This is a genomic window from Zarconia sp. (assembly GCF_057467645.1).
Genome location: NZ_JBRJXU010000175.1, coordinates 1 through 21,525 on the forward strand (window position 1 = coordinate 1; position 21,525 = coordinate 21,525).

Here is a 21,525-nt window from a genome sequence, read left to right on the forward strand (position 1 = left end):
CCTACACCCCACACCCTACACCCCATTCCCCATTCCCCTCCTCTCACACCGATGTCCTAAATAACTTATCCGTGGCAAGATCGGTACGATCGAGTAAAAAATCGATACAAAAAGACTCTAAATTCCTAAAAAAACTCGAAATCTAGATAAATTAACGTTTCTATCGATCCATATTAGACAGACAGCCTTTAGAATAAGTCAGTGAAACAATGAGTCTATAGGAGTTTCAGCCCCTGGTGGCTGAAACCACCTGCAAAGATGAATCCTAAAAACAACAAAGGAGTTTTCATATGAATAAAGGAGAACTGGTGGATGCGGTCGCCCACAAAGCGAACGTGACCAAGAAAGAAGCGGATGCGGTGCTCACCGCTGCGCTTGAAACCATCATGGAAGCGGTTTCGGGCGACGACAAAGTGACCTTAGTGGGCTTCGGATCTTTCGAGTCCAGGGATCGCAAAGCTCGTGAGGGCCGCAACCCCAAAACCGGAGAAAAGATGAACATTCCCGCCACCAAAGTCCCGGCATTTTCGGCGGGAAAACTGTTTAAAGAAAAGGTCGCCCCTAAGTAAATCGGATTGTGAACCGACCGTCACACGGGGGAAATTTACGTTGGGCAGCCGCGATCGCCGGCTGTTCCCCCTCCGATATTCTGGATTTCTCGGCGAGTATCAATCCTCTCGGACCCCCAAAAAGTGCGATCGCTGCCATTGACGATCGCCTGCGGGTTCTACAGGCGTACCCCGATCCAGAGTATCGGCAACTACGGCAAGCGCTAGGTTTATTGCATCAACTGCCCCCGGACTGGGTTTTACCCGGAAACGGGGCAGCCGAACTGATTACCTGGGCGGGACGGGAACTCGCATCTCTCGATATAACGTATTTAATCGTTCCTGCCTTTGGAGATTATTGGCGAGCGCTTAAAGCTTATAACGCTCGCATTCAAGCCTGTCCGATGGTCTTGGAAGAACCGGATGAGGGGATCGACGGATGCGATCGCCTACCGGGGTCTCTTCCGACCTCGACAGGCAGCCAGATCGTCGGAGTGCTACTCAACAATCCCCACAATCCCACGGGAAAACTCTGGACCCGAGGGGCGATCGAACCGTATCTCGAGCAGTTTGCCCTGGTGGTGGTGGATGAAGCATTTATGGATTTTCTTCCCCCCCAGCAACAACAAAGTCTGATTCCCCTGATTCGAGAGTGGGAGAATTTGGTTGTGGTTCGCTCTCTGACAAAGTTTTATAGTATTCCCGGACTGCGACTGGGATATGCGATCGCCCATCCCCAGAGACTGCAACGCTGGCAGCGTTGGCGCGATCCCTGGTCGGTGAATGCTTTAGCCGATGCCGTTGGGATTGCCGCAACCCGCGATACCCAATTTCAGCAACAAACCTGGGATTGGTTAACTGCTGCAAGGGAGCAACTTCAGAGTGGGCTAAGTCAAATACCGGGATTATACTGTCATGAAGGGGCAGCCAATTTTCTCTTGGTGCGCTCGCAACGCCCCAGTTCTCAGGTGCAAAGAATTTTGTTAGAGCGCCACCGAATTTTGATTCGCGACTGTCTGAGTTTTCCCGAGTTGGGGGAGGGTTACTTTCGAGTTGCCGTCCGTTCCCAAGATGAAAATCAACGCTTGCTCGCCGGACTTGCCGATGTAATGAAGACGAGCAATTCCTAACCCTATATTTAGCTTGCGAAATTGGATGGCGTTTGACTACGATATTGTAATTTTGGGTGGTTCTAGGGTGGCCGTTGAGGCGGCGATCGCGGCAAACGCTCTCAAGGCAAGAGTTGCTTTGGTCGAACCCTCGACTGTCGAACCCGTTCGGGATTTTGCTGGGGATTGGCCGTCCAATATCCTGTTACCCCTCCTGCAACAGATGCAACAGACCCAACACATGGGTTTGTCTTGGTGTGGCGATCGCATTGCCGAACCCAAACCCCCCACCATCGATTTCGATCGCCTCCGGCGTTGGTTATCTGGGGCAACCGCAGATCTGAAGCAACATCGCTCTCGGGCGGCTTTATCTGCGTTGGGTATCGATACGATTCGAGGAAAAGGAGAATTTTGTCGCCAACCCACCCTCCACGTTGCAGTCAAGGGACGGCGATTGCGAGGGCGAAACTACCTGTTGGCCGTGGGGTCTCGGCACCGCGCGACGGAAATTGAAGGGTTGGATCGAACGGGTTACTTAACCCCTCAAACCCTCCTGCGGTGGATCGGTAAGGAGCAACGGCTACCCCAGGGGTTAACGATTATTGGAGACGATCCCACCAGTATCGAAATCGCGCAAATCCTCGTGCGGTTGGGCACTCAGGTGAGCGTCATCGTTGCCGGACCCCAAATTCTCCCCCACGAAGATCCCGAAGCCGCGCGTTGGATTCAAGCACAACTCGAAGCTGAAGGGGTGCGCGTCCTCACCCAAACTTCCGTCACTCAAACCAAGGCAATCGATGGCAAGAAATGGGTTCAGGCGGGTAATTTAGCGATTGCGGCCGATGAAATTTTACTGGCAACCCCTCGGCAACCCCGGCTGGCATCTCTCAATTTAAAGGCAGCTCACGTTTACGTTGATGGGGGGTTAGTGCGCGCCAATGCCAAACTGCAAACCACGAATCCTCAAATTTATGCCTGTGGAGAAACCTTAGGGGGTTATGCGTTCGAGAGTATCGGCAACCGCGAAGCCCGAGTTGCCATTCACAATGCGTTGTTTTACCCCAATCGCTCGATCGACTATCGATCGATTCCCTGGGCGACTTTTTCCGAACCGAGTTTGGCGCGGGTGGGTTTAACCGAACCCCAAGCTAGAGAGCGATACCCAGAGGATTGCATTATTTTACGACCTTCTCTGGATGGGATCTCAAAGTGTCAGTATCTCGGAGAAACCGGGGGATTTTGCAAAGCGATCGTCCGATCGAATGGTGAAATTTTGGGGGTTCACCTCGTTTGTGCCGAGGCAGCAGAGTTGATTCATCCTTTTGCCCTCGCCATCGAGAATCATGTCAGAATCGATGCTTTGGCATCTCTTGCCACCGTTGACGGAACCCGATCTCAGATTTACGCTCAACTCGATCGGGTTTGGCAGCAACACCCCACTCACCTCCGGTTCGCCCAGAACCTCTTAGAAGCCTGGTTGCGTTTTCGTCGCGGTTGATATGAAGTTCGGGGACAAACAGGTGAGGGTGGGGAACGTGGAGGACGTGCTAATGGGGTGAGGAGAAAGATGCCGGCAGGCTCCGGATGCGGCGATCTAGCAGTCGCCACTCAAGAGGCAGACAGCTCAAGCTTACACCAGTATCTCTCTCCCCCTGCTCCCCCCACTCCCCCTGCTTCCCCTGCTCCCCACGCTCCTCCTCGGGATTAAAGCTCCTGACAATAGCGATACTCTCCAGATTTCCCCCCAGTTTTCCGAAGCAGGCGAATTCCTTCGATCGCCATGGATTTTTCCAAAGCTTTTGCCATATCGTATAGGGTGAGAGCCGCTACGGAAACAGCCGTGAGAGCTTCCATTTCTACTCCAGTTTCTGCCTTCGTTTTCACCGTCCCTTGAATCCGATATCCCGGAAATTGGGGTTCGGCGACAATTTGAATGTCTATTTTTTGCAGCGGTAAGGGATGGCATAGGGGAATCAACCCGGCGGTTTGTTTCGCCGCCATAATTCCTGCCAGCCGCGCCGTTGCCAACACATCTCCTTTCGGTGCGTTGCCTGCTTCGATCGCCTCTAGTGTCGTCTCTTGCATCCGCACCCAACCTTCGGCAGTGGCTTCCCGCACCGTCGCCGGTTTGGCTGAAACGTCCACCATTCGCGCATCTCCAGCAGCATCGAGATGGGAAAGAGAAAATTCAGAATTTTTGTTTTGCATGATGCTTTTAGGTGTGGTATTATATTTGGGTTGGTTACAAAACTACCACGAGCAAGGGCTTGTAGCTCAGTGGACTAGAGCACGTGGCTACGGACCACGGTGTCGGGGGTTCGAATCCCTCCTAGCCCGTTCAAAAACAAATATCATTGCACGGAGTATGGCGAATACCGTCATCTAATCTGGAGCGTTAAGTGCTTTCAGGTGTGCATTGCCAGTTCGCGATCGAACTGCTGTACAATCTGAAACTTAGAAGCTTATCCCCAAACTGGGCGGCGGTTTCTGGTGACGGTTGCTTTGTCCCGATTTCCTTAACCGGGTAAGGGTTATCGATCGTTCACTCGTAGCAGTTCGCGACCTTTTCGTTACACGTTTTCAGTAATGAGGAACGGGGCATGGAAAAAGTCTACCCGGCGCGATCGGGTAAATAAACGGCCAGCGTTGCGCTATAAATCTAAAATCTAAAATTATTAGCTATGAAAGCTGTTGTGATGACTGCGGCTGGGAACCCCGATGTCCTGCAACTGCAAGAGGTTCCCGACCCCACCCTGCAAACCGATACCGAAATTTTAGTCCGGTTGCGGGCGGCAGGAGTCAACCCCATCGATACTAAAATCCGCAGCCGGGGGACGTTCTACCCCGATCGAACTCCCCATATTTTAGGTTGTGATGGGGCGGGAATCGTTGAAGCCATCGGATCGAGGGTCGATCGATTTCAAGTGGGAGATGAAGTGTATTTCTGCCATGGCGGTTTGGGAGGCCCAAGGGGGAACTATGCAGAATTTGCCGTTGTCGAACAGCATTGCGTTGCCCGAAAACCCACTTCCCTCAGCTTTACTGAAGCCGCCGCTGCCCCCCTGGTTCTAATTACCGCTTGGGAATCTCTGTACGATCGCGCCAAAGTGCTAGCGGGGCAAACGGTTCTGGTTCACGCCGGGGCGGGCGGGGTGGGACATGTCGCGGTTCAATTGGCTAAACTCCAGAGGGCAATGGTTTGTACCACCGTCGGGTCTTCGGAAAAGGCGCAGTTCGTCCGGAAGTTGGGGGTGGATTTGCCAATTCTCTACAAACAAACGGATTTTGCCGAAGCCGTTCTCGACTGGACGGATGGGGAAGGGGTAGACGTGGCGTTTGATACTGTGGGGGGTGAAACCTTTTTCCAAACCGTTCCGGCGGTGAAAGTTTACGGAGATTTGGTGACGATTCTCGAACCCAATGCCGAGTTGGGGAATTTGAAAACGGCCCGATCGCGCAATTTGAGAATTAGCCTCGAATTGATGCTAACGCCGATGTTACAAAACTTGGTGGAAGAACAGGAACGACAAGGTAAAATTTTGCAACAATGCACCCGTTTAATTGATAACAACCAGCTGAAGATTCATCTGGGTGAAACCTTTCCCTTGGCTGAAGCGGCAGCCGCCCACGAGAGGTTGGGGTTGGGATCGATGATGGGTAAAATTGCCTTGAGTATTTAAGGTCTGTTGTTACGCCAGGTGTGACTGGATGCGAAGTCACCACGTAACTTCGCAGACAAATTCTCCCTTTTCCTCCAGATGTCTAATGACCGATTTCCCGATTTTTCCCCACATTGAGTTTCCCGCGATGGAAGTGGGACTCAATCGCATTCGTCAGTGCAAACATGGAGTTTTGGTCTACCCTATTGCCGATAACGTCATCGGTCGCGCTCTAGAATTGTACGGTGAATTTGCAGAAGATTCTAATTTACTGATGAGTGAATTAGTGCGATCGGGAGATGTGGCGATCGATGTGGGGGCAAATGTGGGAACGGTAACCGCTTGTTTGGCGAAAAAGGTGGGACAAACGGGAAAAGTTTATGCCATCGAACCTCAGCGCACGATCTTTCACAATCTCTGTGCGGGGATGGTTTTGAATGGTTTTCAAAATGTCGCTTGCATTCACGCCGCTGTGGGACGAGAAATCGGATCGATCGAGATTCCGGAAATTGACTATCGGCGATCGGAAAATTTTGGGGCGATTTCCCTCCAAGGGGATTATCGAGGGGAACGAGTTCCGATGATGACGTTAGATAGCCTGGAACTCGATCGATGTCGGTTGATTAAAATTGATGTGGAAGGGATGGAATTTGAGGTTTTACTTGGGGCAAGAGAAACCTTAGCAAAATGCCAGCCTTTTCTGTATTTAGAAGCTAAAAAATCGCAATCGACGCGAGCGTGCATTCAACTGCTCCAAAAAATCGGCTATTCAATTTACTGGCATTTTTCTTATTTTTTTAGGGCAGATAACTTTCGTCAAAATGCTAAAAATATTTTTGATGGCAGAGGAGATATTAATATGATTTGTATTTCTCCAAATTATACTCTTCAGGTCAACTTACCCAGAGTAAAATCTCCAGATTCTGATTGGCAAAAAGACTATCAATTTTGGCTTTACCAGTCGAAATCGTAAGTATAGCGCTTCTCATACTCATGAGGTAAAGAGTTTTTGGTTTTAGGGAATAGGGAATAGAATTGGGGTGTACCTCATAAGACTGAGAACTACTATATTTTTTTGCAATAAAAAAAATAGGTATTTCCGATTTTTTACTTATTACTTATTACTTACGCATCCCCCATTTATAGCTAAGCGCATGGCGGTTAGGACAATAAATTCGGGTTGAGTTGTTAGAAATTTTGTAGGGTTCAACGGCCGTTGACACCTACGGTATTTTTTGTGCAAAATTAAATGTTCTAAGCACTACGCGCTTAGCTATAAATATTAATTATTTCCTTGGCACGCCGGAGAAATCATTGCCTTGGGATAGGCAATCCGTTTGTGATTGAACTGTTGCCAAACTCGGACAAAAATCTCAGCAATTTGCGACATCTCCCCGCGAGTCAAACCCGACTCTACCAATTGCTCGTCTTTCCAGCGAGCGCGGAGAATTTTATTCACCATGGTGAGGGCTTCTTCGGGGGTGGCATCTTCAAGCGATCGCAACGCGGCTTCGCAAGAATCGGCTAACATCACAATCCCCGTTTCTCGCGATTGGGGAATCGGTCCGGGGTAACGAAAATCTTCTTCTCTAACCTGTCGCTGTCCCGTATAGTTTTGCTTGGCTTGATAGTAAAAATAAGCAATTTGCATCGTGCCCTGATGTTCGGGAATAAAGGCTTGAATCGCCTTAGGCAACCGCGCCTTTTTAGCCATGACCAAACCTTCGCTGACGTGCTTCTTAATAATTTTGGCACTCAGCCAGGGATTGTTAATGCGATCGTGTTTGTTCGGACCGCCCATCTGATTTTCCACGAACCCCAACGGATCGTGCATTTTGCCGATATCGTGATAGAGCGTGCCCGCCCGTACCAACTCCACGTTGCATCCCAAGTCTCGGGCGGCGGCTTCGGCGAGAGTCGCGACGAACAGAGTATGTTGGAACGTGCCAGGGGCTTCTCGGGCGAGACGTTTGAGCAGGGGGCGATTGGGATTGGACAACTCCGCCAATCGAATCGGCGTGACTAAATCGAACAGATGCTCGAGATAGGGACTCAATCCCAAGGCGACAATGCTCCAAGAGACGCCCAGCATCGCTTGTAAGCCCGCCTCCCCCAGCAAAATCGTCCAGACCGGGCCCGCCGCACCGCTCATAATCAAATTGACGATCAGATAGACCATGCCCTGGGTAAAACCTACTCCCAAGCCTAGCAGTGCCAATTCCTCCCGACACCGCAGCCGTCCGGCGATCGCCCCCCCGAGGAAACCCGCGATCGCCCCGGCAATCAGATAGCTGCCGTCCAGGGTGGCCCCGATGCCGATTTGCATCAACAACCCCAGCAACCCCACTGCCGTCGTACTCACGAAAGAGCCGTAGAAACTGCCCAGGAGCAATCCGATCGCCGGCAAACTGGTCGTAGAGAGGGGGAAAATTGCCACCACCGGCGCGCTGAGGGCCAAGATTAAAATCAAGATGCGATCGCGCTGGCGGACTTTCGGCAAGACTCGGCGTTCCACCAGCCAAAATCCCCCTAGGGTGACGCACACTACGCCGCTAAATCCCACTAATCCCATCCAATTCACGGGGGTGCGCTGTACCAAGTCGAAATGATCGAGTAGCACGAAATCGGCGCGGGTTACTTCTTCCCCTTCCCGAACGATCGGTTCGTACTGCTCGATGTTGACGTAGACCGTCTCCACGGCACGGGCAGCTTGTTCGGCGCGGAGGCGGGTTTGTTCGTTATCGGGCACTAAATTCGGCTGGAGTACCGAGAGCAAGACAGCAACCGCCACGGAGTTATCGCCATCGGGAAACAGAACTTGCAAGTGCAACCGCACCGCATCTTCGATCAGTTCTTCGGGGGTTCCCTGGGCAATACCCGGCCCGTTGAGCATCAAATTCAGCGTCTGTTCCACCTGAGTTTGGGTGCTTTGCCACTGGGCATCGGACAAGTCGAACAACTCGCGGGTATAAATCGATTCGGATTCTGCCTTGAGGGCGGCGATCGCTTCCTCGTATTGAGCGCGGGCGAGGTTGACGCGCCGTCTGAGGTTGCCGAACTCCTCAGCCGAATGAGTATCGCGATATCGTTGGAGTTGCTCGAGGGCCAGTCCCGACCAATCGTTGGGGGAACCCACGAGGCGATCGATGCCTTGGGTCAATCCTCGCGCCGTCGCCGAACGCAGGTCTTCGATTAGTTGGCGGCTTTCTGGAGAGGTCGGTTCCGTTTTGTCCCCATCTGTGGATTCCGGGTCTTTGGATTCGGTATCTTGCACGGCGGCGAGTACCGCCTGCCACTCCCAGCGAGAGGCACTGCGCAGGTAATGCTGGACCGGTTGCGTCAAAAACCCCGTGGAAACGTAGGGAAACGCCCCTGCCAACAGTCGAAGTTCGTTACCCCGCTTCAGGGTTTTGCTGACATGTTTGGTAATTTCGATATCGGTCTCCTCATCGGGCATCAAGACCGGAGAGGAGGCAATGGTGGCTTCGCGCCGTTCGGCTTCGGTGGTTTGCCAGTCCGGCACCCGCGCGGCTTCCGGTGCGTAAATGGTTTCCGGGGCGCGGGTTCCCTCGGCCAACTGAGGTTCGTTGTAAAATCGCTGACCGACAACGGTCGTCAAACAGACTAAGGCAACTGCCCCCGAAACCGGTGAAGCGATCGGGCGGCGGGATCTCGCACCATCGTGCAGTTGCTTTTGGACCAGGCGTGCCGATCTCGCCGCGTTCGTGCAGAATTTTTTCCACCGGCGATCGAGTTGCTGGGTCAATAATTGCAGCGCGTTCATAGTCAAATTCCGGCCTTCTTCTACGACGGTGGGAGTATTAGAGCGTTCCCCGCACTCAATAGCATGGATGCTATTGAGTCGAATCTCGATCCCCGCACGATTGTGTTATCGATACCAACGGAAACGATGGTGAGGGGAGAGCAAAGCACCTCCAACTCAAACAAGTGGTTGGAGTCACCTACGATACCGCTAGTGATGGCGAGGCAATTTTATCGAACGGTTGGTTTCTCCTGAATCGGCAAGCATTATCGAAAGCGACTAGAAGTTCTTTCATTGAACATTATAGAAGGTGAAAACCAAAGGAATTTACGTTGTCTATTAGATTTGTGCGGTTTTACCGGTAAAATTCTACAGCGATCCCCGTGTCGGTTTCATCGGCATCAGGAGGCACCGAACTGACCCTGAAGGGCCGTCAACACGGAGCAGGGGGTGGCATCCTCTAAGTTTTCTGGCTTGTTCCAGGTAAAGGGGGCTTGATGGGCCGCTGACATCCACAGCAGTTGCTTTGCCCGCGTCATCGCCACGTACAGCAGGCGGAACTCTTCGGCAATTTTGAGCTGTCGGGCAATTTGCCAACTGCGCTGCCCCGGAGGTAGGTTGGGTTCGGTTTCCCGCTCGCTTGTGGAATCGATTTCTCCAATTGCCGTCTGGCGCACGAGGGTGCGAATTTGCCCCCGTGCCACTTCTGCCAGGGTGAAATCTCCGAGGAATTGGGACTGGGGCAGTACGCGCAAGTTCCCGGGGATGAGGCGTTCGTGGAGAAAGGGGATAAATACGCAGTCCCAGTCTAAACCCTTGGCTTTGTGCATGGTGATAATCGTCAGTTGACTCGATCGGGTATAGACCGATTCGGTTTCTTCCGTTTCGATGGGTTCAAACCGTTCGGAGGTGACGATTTCTGCCAAGATGTTGACCATTGCCGGTAGGGAAGTATCCCCCAAGGTGGCGATATCTCGGGCGATCCGTTCGCCAATTTTTTCGGCGGTGGCGAGTTCGTCGCGATCGTACTGCAACGTCAGCCCTAAAAACGCAATCAGGTGGGATAAGGGAAGTTCGATCCGGGCGCGCAGCAAACTGCAACATAGGTGAGATGCTGCTTTCACCGATGGGGCGGGTTGGGGATCGAGGGGACCTGGATAGAGAAACTGTTCCGGCAGACTGGCGAGGGCATCTAAGTCTTGAGTGGGAACCAGTTTGCGATCGACCAGGGTGGTGAGGGCGGCTTTGAGATAATCGGGAGAATGGGGGCGATCGATAAATTGCAGCAGCGATAGAATTTCCGTGGGGACGCGGGTGCGCCGATGACCGCTGCCCACATCATAGGCTTTGAGGCGATCGCCGTACAGTCGTTCCAACTCGGTGGCGACGACTCGTCCCTGTTCGTTGGTACGGACTAGTACTGCCGCTTGGATTTTGGGATCGGTCTCGAATAGGGCGATCGCTCGTTTGCCGATCGATTCGATCGTGCGATAGATATCGGGTGGAGTGTAGATTTCCAAACCGCCGCCGATGGGATCGGGATTGGCGTTGGGCTGGGGATCGCCCGGTTCGACGGGACGCACGTGTTGGGTTTGGAAGGGGGGTTCGATGGGAACTGCATTCGACTCCCGCCAGCGTCCGGTTTGCCATTGGGCGTTGACCCAATCCAACATGAAGTTCGCCGCTTCCATAATAATCGGACTACTGCGGCCGGCGCGATCGATGGTGGCGAGTTGCCCCTGGGTTTGGCATCCCCCGCAGAATTGGCGGAAATAGATGGGATCGGCGGGGGTGAAGGTGGAGTTAATGGCTTGGTTGGGATCGCCCACGCGCACCAAATCTAGGGTTTCGGGACGGTCGGGATTGGCAGCCAGCAGGGTTAGGAGTTTGGCTTGCAGGGGGGAGGAGTCCTGGGCTTCGTCTTCAAATACGCCGAAGACTTGAGTTTGCCAAAGTTGACGCACCCGATCGTTTTCCAGAACCCGCAAGGCCGCCCAGATGGTATCGTCGTAGTCGATGGATTCGCGCGATCGCAGCAAATTTTGGTAGTTTTCGTAGAGTCCGGCGGCGATGCTGAGAATCGGGTAATCGTCGGTGACGGTTTCCCCCATGCGCTGCAAATCCTCCGGTTGCAACCCCGAAGACTTGGCTTCGCGAACGGCGATCCGGGCGAGGGTGGGGAGGACTTCCGTGCGCAACACCGACTGGCGGCGCAACCGTTCGGTTTCTTCCCCGTCGAAGCCTTGGCCGACTAGAAGCATTTGGTAGAGGCGGGGGTGGGTGGCGATCCACTGTTCTACGGCCGCCCGCAACATACGATGGTTGCGATCGAGGGAGACGATCGTTAGATTATCGGCGTGGATACCTGAAAGTTCCCGGTGGCGGGTGGCGATGTGGAGGGCTAAGCCGTGGAGGGTGTAGACGCAGAATCCGCCGGGGGGAAGGGAGAGTTCCTGGAGACGGGCGCGGATTTTGGCTTTCAGACTCGCCGCAGCAGAACGGGTGAAGGTGACCACCACCAGTTGCCGTCGGCCGTGGAGTTGGTGGCGGGCGATGGCGAGGGCTGCGGCGGCTGCCATTCCCGTAGATTTCCCGGAACCGGGGACGGCCGATACTGCTAATGGGCCCCCCGTCCAGTCTGCCATTTCCTGCTGTCCCGGACGCAAGCCGTTGCGGATGCCCGATCGAATTTGTTCTCGGACTTGGGCGAGTTCGGTTTGGGGGTTGGCGATGGAGTCGGGAGACACGATTGAGAACGGAAACGAGCTTTTTAGGAACTTTCTAGAGTGTAGCGCTCGATCGGACTGCTCGGGTCATTAGGATTGTGGCAATTAGCCTTTTTTGAGCTACCGAATCAGTTTGCCGAAGGGGTTTGTTTGTAACATCCAAACCAGCACGCCGAAGGGAATTGCCACGAGGATTCCCAGCAATAAGTGAGCGGAAATCGGCATAAAAATCGAGCAGAAATAATTGGAGGATTCCGGTTGAAAATTGGGACAAAGGCGATCGGGAACCAGTTGACCGAGAACTTCTAGAGTGGGTTCGTGAGCCACTTGGGAAGAAACACCACTGACGGCGAATCCGGTACTGACAACAGTGATGAAAAGTTCTAAGCGTCTTTGGCGTTTTTCGCCCGCTTCAATGCTGGCTCGATCGAGTTCGGTTCGATCGATTTCGACTGTCCCGCGAATGGTGTCGATCGCTTGTTGGAATAAGCCTCGATTGGGTTGGAGATAGGCGAGATCGGTTTGAATTTGAGCGATGAATTGAGGGGCGGAATTCGTCGTTTTCCAGAAGTCGAGATTGTCTTCGTGTAAGCTGACTTTTTGTAGGGATTCGATGGCGTAGTTAAGATTGGTTTCGTTCGTTTTTATTGCTACTCGATGGAGTTCTAAATCTTGCAAGAAATCCGTATATTCTAAAGCGGTTTGAGGAAGGTTAGATAATAAGGTTTTGAGTTTCTGCAATCGCTGTTGTCGATCGCTCGGTAACTGACGTAATCCTTGCAGTTCGGCAGCAAATTTTCGGTAGAGCGATCGGGCGTCTCGATCGCATTGCCGGGATTGGCTATAAACGTAGTCGATTTTGCTGCGACAGCATAAGTAATTTATCAGCGGTTGATAGTACTCTCCTTTCTCTTCTAAGGCTTCTGTTTCGGCGGTGCAGTTAAACCAAATGAAAATCGAATTAAATCCAGCCGATATATTATCAATGGGTTGATATTCAAAAATCGGACTTCCTAAAAATCTTCCCTGGCTCGATAAATTGTAGAAATCGCGATCGGCTTCTGGTAAAATAGAATCAATACAATCTTCAGACAAAGCTTTAAAATCCTCTACCTTACCATCAGGCTGGGCGAAAAAAACGAGAGCTTGTCCCAGGGAAGAGAAACTGCGATCGAACTGCAAGCAACCTTGAGGATTGAGGTACTGTAATTGTGCCAGTTCGATGTGAGGTTCGGGAAAGCGGAGGGTGATATCAACCGCATAAGAATCGTGAATTTGTAGGGGATACACTTCCCCTCGTAGCTGTAACGTGCTGCCATCGGGAATCGCTGAAAAGTGGAGTAGAGATTCTGAGGCTAGTAATTCTAGATATTCACTTTTTGAGGAGTCGGGATTCACTCCAATTTCGCTGTTTTCAGTATAGAGGCGATCGCCCAGAGATTCCAGTCGAGGAATCTTCAGAGATTCTCCCAACTGCTGACACTGTTCCCAGAGAAAATTAGCGTCTTCGACAGGTTGTGCCTGCGAGAAATTATTGCGTAAGTGAAAGGCAAACAGTGTCAGCTTGGGATTGTTAAACTTCATAAACTGGTTGTCCAGTATGATTTTTCGATCGATCGAAGTCCCGTGAATACCCTCTTCTGATTTAGGACAAACACAGAATATTTATCCCGAAAGATTTATTCTTGTTTTGGTGCATCATCCGTGGAAGATTGAGATTCATCAGGTTTTGAGCCTTGCTCGATCGCATTTCTGAGCGTCTTTTTATTGAGCTTAGATTTTGATTTTGGAACTTTTCCTTGCTTGCTTCCGGGAGCCATTTCGGAAGATAAGCTATCGAATAATTGAGCTTGGGCTTCTTCAACTTCGGGGTGATTCTCCGACCACGATGAAATGGCTTCTGAGAGGATGTCGATATCATCGTCTAATGGTTCGATGAGCTGCTCTAACTCAGTCAACTGTTCGGGAGAAAAGAGCGATCGTTGCTGGGTTAATATTTCGATGAAGGTATCGATATTTTGTTCTGAGAAAGACATAGATTGGCGCTCTATTTGAGTCATATTTTTTCGGACAAATTCCAGAGGAAGATCGAGGAGTTGGGCGATCGTCTCCGCGTTTAAGCCAAAGGTCATCATGCGCGGAATCGCGTCTAATTTTGCTTGTCGTTCGCCTTCCTCTCGCCCTTCCTCGCGTCCTTCTTCAACACCTTCTTGCTTCACTTCTTGGTAGAAACGGGTTTGTTTGAGTTCGCTTAAGTTCAACATCGCGGCAATTTCCTCGCGGCTTTTTTGGGGAAGTTTATAGACGATAATGGTTTCGATAAGGTTGATTAAATCCCGTTGCAGGTTAGCATCGAAAAGCTGCTGTCGGGCGAGCGTTATCAACTGTCGCGCCCGTTCTCCTGCCGTTTCTTCCGGCTCGATGACTAGTTTAACAACTTTGACTCCTAAAGCGGGTTCGGCTGCGGTATCGAGTTCGTCTAAATAAATGCGCCGAACGCGGGAACAGTTGAGGAGTTCCTCGAATTGCTGCGGCTGTTCGACTTCGATGCGGCGACTGGGATAGAGGACGACAACGCGCCAGGGATGGGAGGGTTTGTATTGTCGTTACAACTGTAGGGGCAAAGCATTTGGGCGATTTCTTCCGAGTGCAACCCAACGTTAAATATCCAAATGCTTCGCCCACCCGGATTTGTGAATTCCACCAGGTAGAACGGTTTATCCGGTTCGTCGGTTTTGGGGAGAAACAAACCATCAATGCGAAATGCCAGTTGTTTGATTTCGCGGGAGGTGAATTCATAAGCTGCGGCTTCCTCGGGAGAACGGTGGATGAGTTCGAAGAAGAAGCGGGGAAATTCCTGAAACAGGCTGTAGAAAATGGTGTCCGTTTTCATGGATTCGTCCGTCAGGTTGTCATCGTCGGGTGGGCGTAAGTCATTTTTTGAGTGAGATTCAGTATTCGTTGCCAATGCCCACCCTACATCTTCTGAGGGCTGATGGCTGACGGCTGAATGCTAATCGCAATATCATTCCCCGACAGCACAGAATGCTGCCCAATGGTATGGGGAAGCAAAAGGTTTTTCGGTTTCTTGTTGTCTGAGGAATATCTTTAATTGACGTCGATGGTTGGCATTGGGTAAGGTTTTCTTGCCCCAGGCTTCAAGGTCAGTTTTCGTGGCATTTCGCAGCCAGGATTGGGCTTGTTGGAGGGCCACAGCTAGGGATTGTCCCAATTTGAGGTTTTGGTAAACGCGAACCACTAACAAAGCGGTAGATAAACTTTGGACTGTCCACAAGCTACTGAGAACTGCCCGACTACCAGCAATTAGAAAACCATTGGGTAAACCGATATATTCATCGCTGGAGTTGTTGAAATCCACCAATCCGGTTTCGCAGGCGGAGAGAGTAACGAGGCGGCAGCTATCCAGACGAAAGTGGAGAATAATTTCGGCGAGGGTGAGGTTGTCGTCGGCAAGCTGCAACCCAGAATCGAGGGGTGAGTTGGGGTTGAAGTAGCCGTGACCGAAGAAAAAGAGACTGTGGGCAGTTTGCAGTTTTTCGTATTGAGTAAGGGTTTGCGTTGCTTTGTCTTCGGGTAACAGTGTCGATTTGGTGGCTTTCTCTTTTTGGAGAATGTCTGAGTTGGCAAACTGTTTTTGAATCACCTCCACTGCACCTAAATCTTTTTCGTACAAATCACTGGTGGGGGTTTGGATGGCGAAGAGGGTATCGAAATCCGGGCGCTGGCGCGTTTGTACTTGTTGCAGCAGTTGGCAACTGGGGGCGTAGCTGACACCCTTGGGGAAAATATCGAGTAAGTAATGCGGTTCGATTTTGGGACATCCATCGGCATATCCTACCGTCGGATGCGGTTCGAGAAAACGGGCTGCGGTTTCTGAGGAAACGGGCAAGGCGTGGAGAGGCAACAGATGCAGGAAGCGGTGGGGGATGAGGATGAGGCGTTGGCAGAAAGGGGGGAGATGGGCGAGGAGTTCGTCGAGGTGGAGGATTTGGGCGAGATTTTGCAGTGCGTCGGTGAGTTGATTGCGCCAGGTATCGCGTTCGGTGTAGGTTTGCAGGTAAGTTGCGGTCCAATTGACCAAAGCTTTCTTGTCGTCGGGGGTAGACTGCCAGATGACAGGGACAGTATCTTTGGTGATGATGAAGGCAAGACATGTCTCACCAGTGAGATACCACTCAATGACGACGGTGTGGCTATCGAGAGTTTCCTGAAACGAGTGGAACTGGAAGCCGGAACCAACGCGAAGATACTCATCCTGTAATTGGTTGCGCTGCTGTCGCAAGTCTTGGAGGCGTTGTGCCAATTCTGCGTAGTTTTCGACATTGCCCTGTTGGATTTGGTATTGGGCGGTGGCGATGTCATCGCGAAGGCGGGTGAGTTCGTTGGCAACGTCTGAGGGGAAAATGGTGTGGGAGTCGCGCAGGAGGATTTGTTCGACGAGGTTGCGGGTTTTGCTGCGTTCGGCGTATTCTAGGGCTTCCATGAGTTTGGTCAGTTTCAGACAGGCTTCAACGAGGTGACTGTAAAGCGGATTCCACTCTTCGGCGAATTTTTGTTTGCTTTCCTCCCCCGAGAGAATCTCCTCTCGCAGGGATTCAACCGTCTCAATAGCAGTGCAGAAGGTGTCGTACGCCTGTTGCCATTGCTGTTGTTTTTGATAGATAAGTCCCAGGTTGAATAAGGTTTCGGTATGGTTTTCGGGAAAGGCTTCGTGGGTGCGCACTTGAAGGGCTTTTTCGTAGGCGGCGATCGCCTCTTCCAAATTCTGGGCCCTCTCCCCCCGAATTCGATTTTTGTAGGTATTGCCTAAGTTGTTCTGAGTCATCGCCCAGTCCTGGGGAAAGGCTTGGCGGGTGTAAACTTCCAGGGCTTTTTCGTAGGCGGCGATCGCCTCTTCCAAATTCTGGGCCCTCTCCCCGCGAATTCGGTCGCAGTAGGCATTGCCTAAGTTGTTCTGAGTCGTCGCCCAGTTCTCGGGAAAGGCTTGGCGGGTGTAAACTTCCAGGGCTTTTTCGTAGGCGGCGATCGCCTCTTCCAAATTCTGGGCTCTCTCCCCCCGAATTCGGTTGCTGTAGGCAGCAGCTAAGTTATTCTGAGTCATCGCCCAGTTCTGGGGAAAGGCTTGGCGGGTGAGCACTTGAAGGGCTTTTTCGTAGGCGGCGATCGCCTCTTCCAAATTCTGGGTCCTCTCCCCCCAAATTCGCTTTTTGTAGGCATTGCCTAAGTTGTTCTGAGTCATCGCCCAGTTCTCGGGAAAGGCTTGGCGGGTGAGCACTTGAAGGGCTTTTTCGTAGGCGGCGATCGCCTCTTCCAAATTCTGGGCCCTCTCCCCCCGAATTCGGTCGCTGTAGGCATTGCCTAAGTTGTTCTGAGTCATCGCCCAGTCCTGGGAAAAGGCTTGGCGGGTGTAAACTTCCAGGGCTTTTTCGTAGGCGGCGATCGCCATTTCCATGTTGCTAGCTGTATTGCCGAAGGGAAACTGCTGAATCAGGTTGCCAAAGTTCACTAAATCAGCAGCAATGAATTGCGCCTGTTGGGGTTCGACTTCTGAGAGTTTCTGCGTCACCCAAGCTTGCAAAATTTGCGTCAACCCGTCATCGAGTTTATCCAAATTGGCTTGCAGCAGGGGATATACGACTTCTGGATTGCCGTCACTCTCTGCGGTTGCTCGCAACACCTGCATCAAAAACTGCCAATATTCCTGGGGTGTCGCCGATGTCGCCATTCCCAGCATCCGGGCAATCTTCGCCGCTAACTGTCGCAACCAACCGGCATTCCGATTCTCGTCTGCTGCCATCTTTTTAGCAACCCGTTCCATCACCTCCACCAACCCGGCATCCACCAGTTCGGAGTTGGCTTGCAGAATCTGCGCTTCTTCCCCACTGGGGCAGTTCAGCAGTGCCTGAATCAATTCTAGGTATGCCCCTACACGGTTGTCGTCCATTTGAGTTTACTCTCGCCCAGTCAATCTCTGGTTAACTCACACGTACAACAATGGATTGTATCCGGATAAGTTGGGGAATGGGGAATGGAAAAAACCGATTTCTTCGATTAGTGTCAATAAACTGATGACGAAGCGCTATATAAGCTAACGACTGACAGCTGATAGCTGAATTATTCCCTCAAAAACTCTCGAAACTCATCCAAACTGATAGTGTTTCCGCACATCGGCGCGAATCTTCCAAGTACAAGACATTCCTTCAGGAAACGTCACTAAATTGCCTTTTCCCATTTCAACCGGTTCGCCACCATCGGGAGTAACCACGACATCACCTTCGAGGAAATAACAGGTTTCTCGGGCATCGTAAGTCCAGGGAAATTCGGAAACTTCTTTCGTCCAAATTGCCCAACTGGAAACTCCTAATTCATCGAGTGTGGATTGACTGGGTTGACGATCGATTTTTATCTCCATGTTTTCTATCTTTTTTCTCATCGATTCCAGTCAGATTATACTGGAGTCTGGTGAGTTGAGCCGATCGCCTTTCGGATTCGATCGCGCCAATTTCTCTTTTCGATCGGTCTGACGTTCTCAACCTCCACAAATCGCGATAAATAATAACTCAGCAATTGGAGTTCGATATCGTTGCGATCGCCCAGAAAGGGTTTCACTTGAATTAAGTTACTATACTGACGGACTAAATTTTCTGAGCGATCGTCTACGAACAATATTTTTTCCAGAGGATATCCCCGTTTTTTCACTTTCTTCAAGTCTTTGAAAAACTCGTAATCACCGGTTTGCCAGTTGAATTTTAGCGTACATCGAGCGTTCGACCAAAGAAAGGCAAGATTTTGGGTATTAGGAAAAATGAGATCGATAATGGGTTGGGCATAATCTCTGGTTGATGCCGTCCAAACGGCGACCTGAAAATTCTCGAAGCAAAATTGTAATAACTGCTGTAAATTGGGTCGTGGATAGACGTAATATCGATCGACTTTAAATTCGGCAGAATACTCTAATTCGGTTTCCGTTGAATGAATGAGAGTTTCATCTAAGTCTAAGATTAATAAGTTTCGATCGAAATCCATTATTAATATGATAGATTTTGTTGAATAGATGAGTTCTGGACGATCCCCCTAAATCCACGGCAGTCGTTCTACTTGGGGAAACCCCTCTGGCGACGCTGCCTCCCCTTGATAAGGGGGACTTGAGATTTAAGTTGGATTCACGAACTTGAGAAGGGCGATCGCCGATTCCAAAGTCTAATTTATGCCGATGCGATGAGACTTGAATGCGCGGCAGCCACTTGCCAAGTGCCGCCAGAAGAGCGCTGCCAAATCCGAGTAAATCGAAAATCGCCACTGGATTCGACCCCGTTGTAAGAACCCGATAATTGCATTCGTATGGAAACGATCGCCACCTCTCCACTGTATTGAATCTGTTGCTCGGACGGTATTAGCTCTCGGATTGCAAGCGTTCCCGATCGATGGGCGGTAAGATCGTCTTGTTTGCCGAGCACTTGACCGAGATGATTCGTAAAAATCAGGTTGGAGGCGAGTAGTTCGTCGAGGGTATCGACATCGGAACGGAGCATCCCGAGTCTGAGGCGTTCTTCAGCATCTATAATTTCAGTTTCGATCGATGGGTTGGTCATCGGAAAATGAGGTGTGGGGTTTGGAAAATACGTCAAACAATGGATAATTTACCCCAAACAGGTCAGAAATCCTCAAACCCCGACTGTCTCGTTACTCGAAATCTCCAGACATGAAAAAGGAATCAATCCATTCCCCACGAAAAGGGCGCGAACGGCGATCGATCTAAAATCTACAATCTAAAGTTGTTGACCGTTCTCCATTGCCGATGAAATACTCCCTGCGAGACTACCAGCAAGACTTAATCGAGCAAGTGTTCCATCTGTGGTCGGAACCCGGCGTGAAGCGGGTACTGGCGCAATTGCCGACGGGGGGTGGCAAAACCGTCATCTTCACTAGTGTCGCCCATCAGTTTACCCGTCGGCAAAAATCGGTGTTGGTGCTGGCCCATCGGGAAGAACTGCTGTTGCAAGCCCAGGAGAAACTCGAACATGTCACCGGGCAACCGGTGGGACTCATTAAAGCGGGGTATAAAGAGAAGCGGCAGTGCGCGATTCAGGTGGCCAGCGTTGCATCGTTGGTGAATCGAGAATCGCCTCCGGCGGACTTGATTATCGTCGATGAAGCCCACCACTCTACGGCAAACACCTACCAACAACTACTCGATCGCTACCCAGAGGCTTACGTACTGGGGGTGACGGCGACTCCGGCGCGAATTGACGGACAGGGGTTTAAATTCGTTTACGATCGCCTGATTATCGGACCCTCGGTGCAAACCCTCATCGATCGGGGATTCCTTGCCAATTTTAAGCTGTTTGCCGCCCCCCAAACGGTGAATACCCAAGGGGTGAAAACTACTGCCGGAGACTACAATCCCCGCCAACTCGCCCAAGCGGTGGATACTTCGATCGTCATGGGGGATTTAATCGATGCGTGGCACGAGTTTGCCCCCGGGAAACAAACGGTGGTGTTTGCGGTGAATGTCGACCATAGTAAGGCGATCGCCGCTGCTTACACCCAAGCGGGAATTCCGGCGGAACACCTCGATGGCGAAACTCCAGATCGCGATCGCCGGGCGACATTAGAGCGATTTCGCACCGGAGAAATTACCGTTCTGAGCAATTGCGGTCTCTTTTCCGAAGGGTTCGATCTGCCCAGTATCGAGGCGGTGCAGTGCGTGCGTCCAACCCAATCCTTGGTGTTTTGGTTGCAAATGGTGGGTCGCAGTTTGCGCGTTCATCCCGAGAAAGAATACGCCGTTGTCATCGACCATACGGAAAATTGGGCGATTCACGGCGCACCCACCCAGCCGAGAACCTGGAGTTTGGAACCGGTAAGTTTGTCGGCAGGGCGGTGGAACGTGGTCTGTCCGGACTGCCACCACGTGTTCAAACCCCTCTCCCACGAACAAAAACCCGATCGCTACGAATGGTGTCCCGAAGCGCAAGAGTACAAGATGTTGTGTCGCTATACCTGTCCCAACTGTGGCGAATCTATGGAGATGGAACGCTGGGAAGGGGAGGGAGAACCGCCGATGCCGCGAGATTTTGAAAACGACGCGCGGGCGGAAATTTGGCAGATTCCCCTCGATTGCGATTTGCAAATTTTGGCGCAGTTGTATCGGTTGGTGGGGTTTCAACGCAAAGCCAAACGCAACTTCACCCTGCAATGGCTGTGCAATCGAATGGTGGCAGACTTTCCTCAAATTGGGGAGGCGGAGTTCCGAGAATGCGCCCTGTTGATGGGGTTGGATGAAGATTGGGCGAAGCATTGGGCGGCGCAAACCTTTCGCAAACGCTTCCCCGAACGCTGGGCAACCATGCAAGAAAAAATGCAAGCGGAGGCGGAAGAAGCCGAAAAACAGGCCAGGGAAGCGGATGTGGTGACGGTAGACGTGGCGGCAAAAACGGAACCCCAATCGGAACTTAAAACGCTACCGCAACAGTTAGGGCCATCTCGAGAACAGAAGAGGGCAAATTCCACCCCCATATCACCGATGCAACCCACCGAAAACGGGAATGCGCCCGATCGAGCCGCCCAAACGTTACCGCAACAGTTAGGAGCCGACCAAACGCTACCGCAACAGTTAGGAGCCGACCAAACGCTACCGCAACAGTTAGGAGCCGACCAAACGCTACCGCAACAGTTAGGAGCCGACCAAACGCTACC

General features: G+C 51.6%; 16 protein-coding genes and 1 tRNA gene. 7 read left to right on the forward strand and 10 right to left on the reverse strand.

Annotation, left to right across the window (positions count from 1 at the left end; genetic code table 11):
• Positions 1–290: 290 nt before the first annotated feature.
• The 3 genes from AC2215_RS26035 to AC2215_RS26045 are packed head-to-tail and all read left to right on the forward strand — an operon-like array spanning position 291 to position 3,155.
• Complete coding sequence (locus tag AC2215_RS26035; protein WP_486812949.1) at positions 291–569, forward strand: HU family DNA-binding protein; 279 nt, start codon at positions 291–293, stop codon at positions 567–569.
• A gap of 8 nt (positions 570–577) precedes the next feature.
• Positions 578–1,678, forward strand: coding sequence for a threonine-phosphate decarboxylase CobD (gene cobD, locus AC2215_RS26040; protein ID WP_486812950.1), 1,101 nt, complete (start codon positions 578–580; stop codon positions 1,676–1,678).
• A 25-nt stretch (positions 1,679–1,703) separates the two neighbouring features.
• Positions 1,704–3,155 (forward strand): dihydrolipoyl dehydrogenase family protein, encoded by a 1,452-nt coding sequence (locus tag AC2215_RS26045; protein ID WP_486812951.1) that lies wholly within the window; start codon positions 1,704–1,706, stop codon positions 3,153–3,155.
• A gap of 206 nt (positions 3,156–3,361) precedes the next feature.
• On the opposite strand, the gene moaC is transcribed toward AC2215_RS26045, so the two are convergent.
• Complete coding sequence (gene moaC / locus AC2215_RS26050) at positions 3,362–3,865, reverse strand: cyclic pyranopterin monophosphate synthase MoaC (protein ID WP_486812952.1); 504 nt, start codon at positions 3,863–3,865, stop codon at positions 3,362–3,364.
• A 55-nt stretch (positions 3,866–3,920) separates the two neighbouring features.
• Here moaC and AC2215_RS26055 point away from each other — a divergent pair.
• From AC2215_RS26055 to AC2215_RS26065, 3 genes are all read left to right on the forward strand, one after another.
• A tRNA-Arg gene (locus AC2215_RS26055) sits at positions 3,921–3,994 on the forward strand.
• Positions 3,995–4,338: 344 nt separating this feature from the next.
• Positions 4,339–5,337, forward strand: a complete 999-nt coding sequence (locus tag AC2215_RS26060) for a zinc-dependent alcohol dehydrogenase family protein (protein ID WP_486812953.1) — start codon at positions 4,339–4,341, stop codon at positions 5,335–5,337.
• Positions 5,338–5,422: 85 nt separating this feature from the next.
• The gene (locus AC2215_RS26065; RefSeq protein WP_486812954.1) at positions 5,423–6,289 is read left to right on the forward strand and encodes an FkbM family methyltransferase; all 867 of its coding nucleotides are present in this window, start codon (positions 5,423–5,425) and stop codon (positions 6,287–6,289) included.
• Positions 6,290–6,598: 309 nt separating this feature from the next.
• On the opposite strand, the gene AC2215_RS26070 is transcribed toward AC2215_RS26065, so the two are convergent.
• The 9 genes from AC2215_RS26070 to AC2215_RS26110 form a co-directional block, all read right to left on the reverse strand.
• Positions 6,599–9,100, reverse strand: coding sequence for an HD family phosphohydrolase (locus AC2215_RS26070; protein ID WP_486812955.1), 2,502 nt, complete (start codon positions 9,098–9,100; stop codon positions 6,599–6,601).
• A 380-nt stretch (positions 9,101–9,480) separates the two neighbouring features.
• Positions 9,481–11,826, reverse strand: coding sequence for an ATP-dependent helicase (locus AC2215_RS26075; protein WP_486812956.1), 2,346 nt, complete (start codon positions 11,824–11,826; stop codon positions 9,481–9,483).
• Positions 11,827–11,925: 99 nt separating this feature from the next.
• A complete protein-coding gene (locus AC2215_RS26080) occupies positions 11,926–13,389 on the reverse strand; it encodes a hypothetical protein (RefSeq protein ID WP_486812957.1) in 1,464 nt (487 codons plus the stop codon).
• A gap of 95 nt (positions 13,390–13,484) precedes the next feature.
• Complete coding sequence (locus AC2215_RS26085; protein ID WP_486812964.1) at positions 13,485–14,354, reverse strand: Rpn family recombination-promoting nuclease/putative transposase; 870 nt, start codon at positions 14,352–14,354, stop codon at positions 13,485–13,487.
• Positions 14,285–14,698, reverse strand: a complete 414-nt coding sequence (locus tag AC2215_RS26090; protein WP_486812958.1) for a DUF2887 domain-containing protein — start codon at positions 14,696–14,698, stop codon at positions 14,285–14,287. Before AC2215_RS26090 ends, AC2215_RS26085 begins: the two co-directional genes overlap by 70 nt.
• Positions 14,699–14,830: 132 nt before the next feature.
• On the reverse strand, positions 14,831–17,770 hold the full coding sequence (locus AC2215_RS26095; RefSeq protein WP_486812959.1) for a CHAT domain-containing protein: 2,940 nt from the start codon (positions 17,768–17,770) through the stop codon (positions 14,831–14,833).
• A gap of 195 nt (positions 17,771–17,965) precedes the next feature.
• Positions 17,966–18,238: a cupin domain-containing protein gene (locus tag AC2215_RS26100; protein ID WP_486812960.1), complete on the reverse strand. Its 273-nt coding sequence runs from the start codon at positions 18,236–18,238 to the stop codon at positions 17,966–17,968.
• 35 nt (positions 18,239–18,273) lie between these two features.
• Positions 18,274–18,852 (reverse strand): NIF family HAD-type phosphatase, encoded by a 579-nt coding sequence (locus tag AC2215_RS26105; protein ID WP_486812961.1) that lies wholly within the window; start codon positions 18,850–18,852, stop codon positions 18,274–18,276.
• Between the two features lie 179 nt (positions 18,853–19,031).
• Positions 19,032–19,418 (reverse strand): nuclear transport factor 2 family protein, encoded by a 387-nt coding sequence (locus tag AC2215_RS26110; protein ID WP_486812962.1) that lies wholly within the window; start codon positions 19,416–19,418, stop codon positions 19,032–19,034.
• Between the two features lie 206 nt (positions 19,419–19,624).
• On the opposite strand from AC2215_RS26110, the gene AC2215_RS26115 reads away from it, so the two are divergent.
• A partial coding sequence (locus tag AC2215_RS26115; protein ID WP_486812963.1) for a DEAD/DEAH box helicase occupies positions 19,625–21,525 on the forward strand: 1,901 nt, incomplete at its 3' end.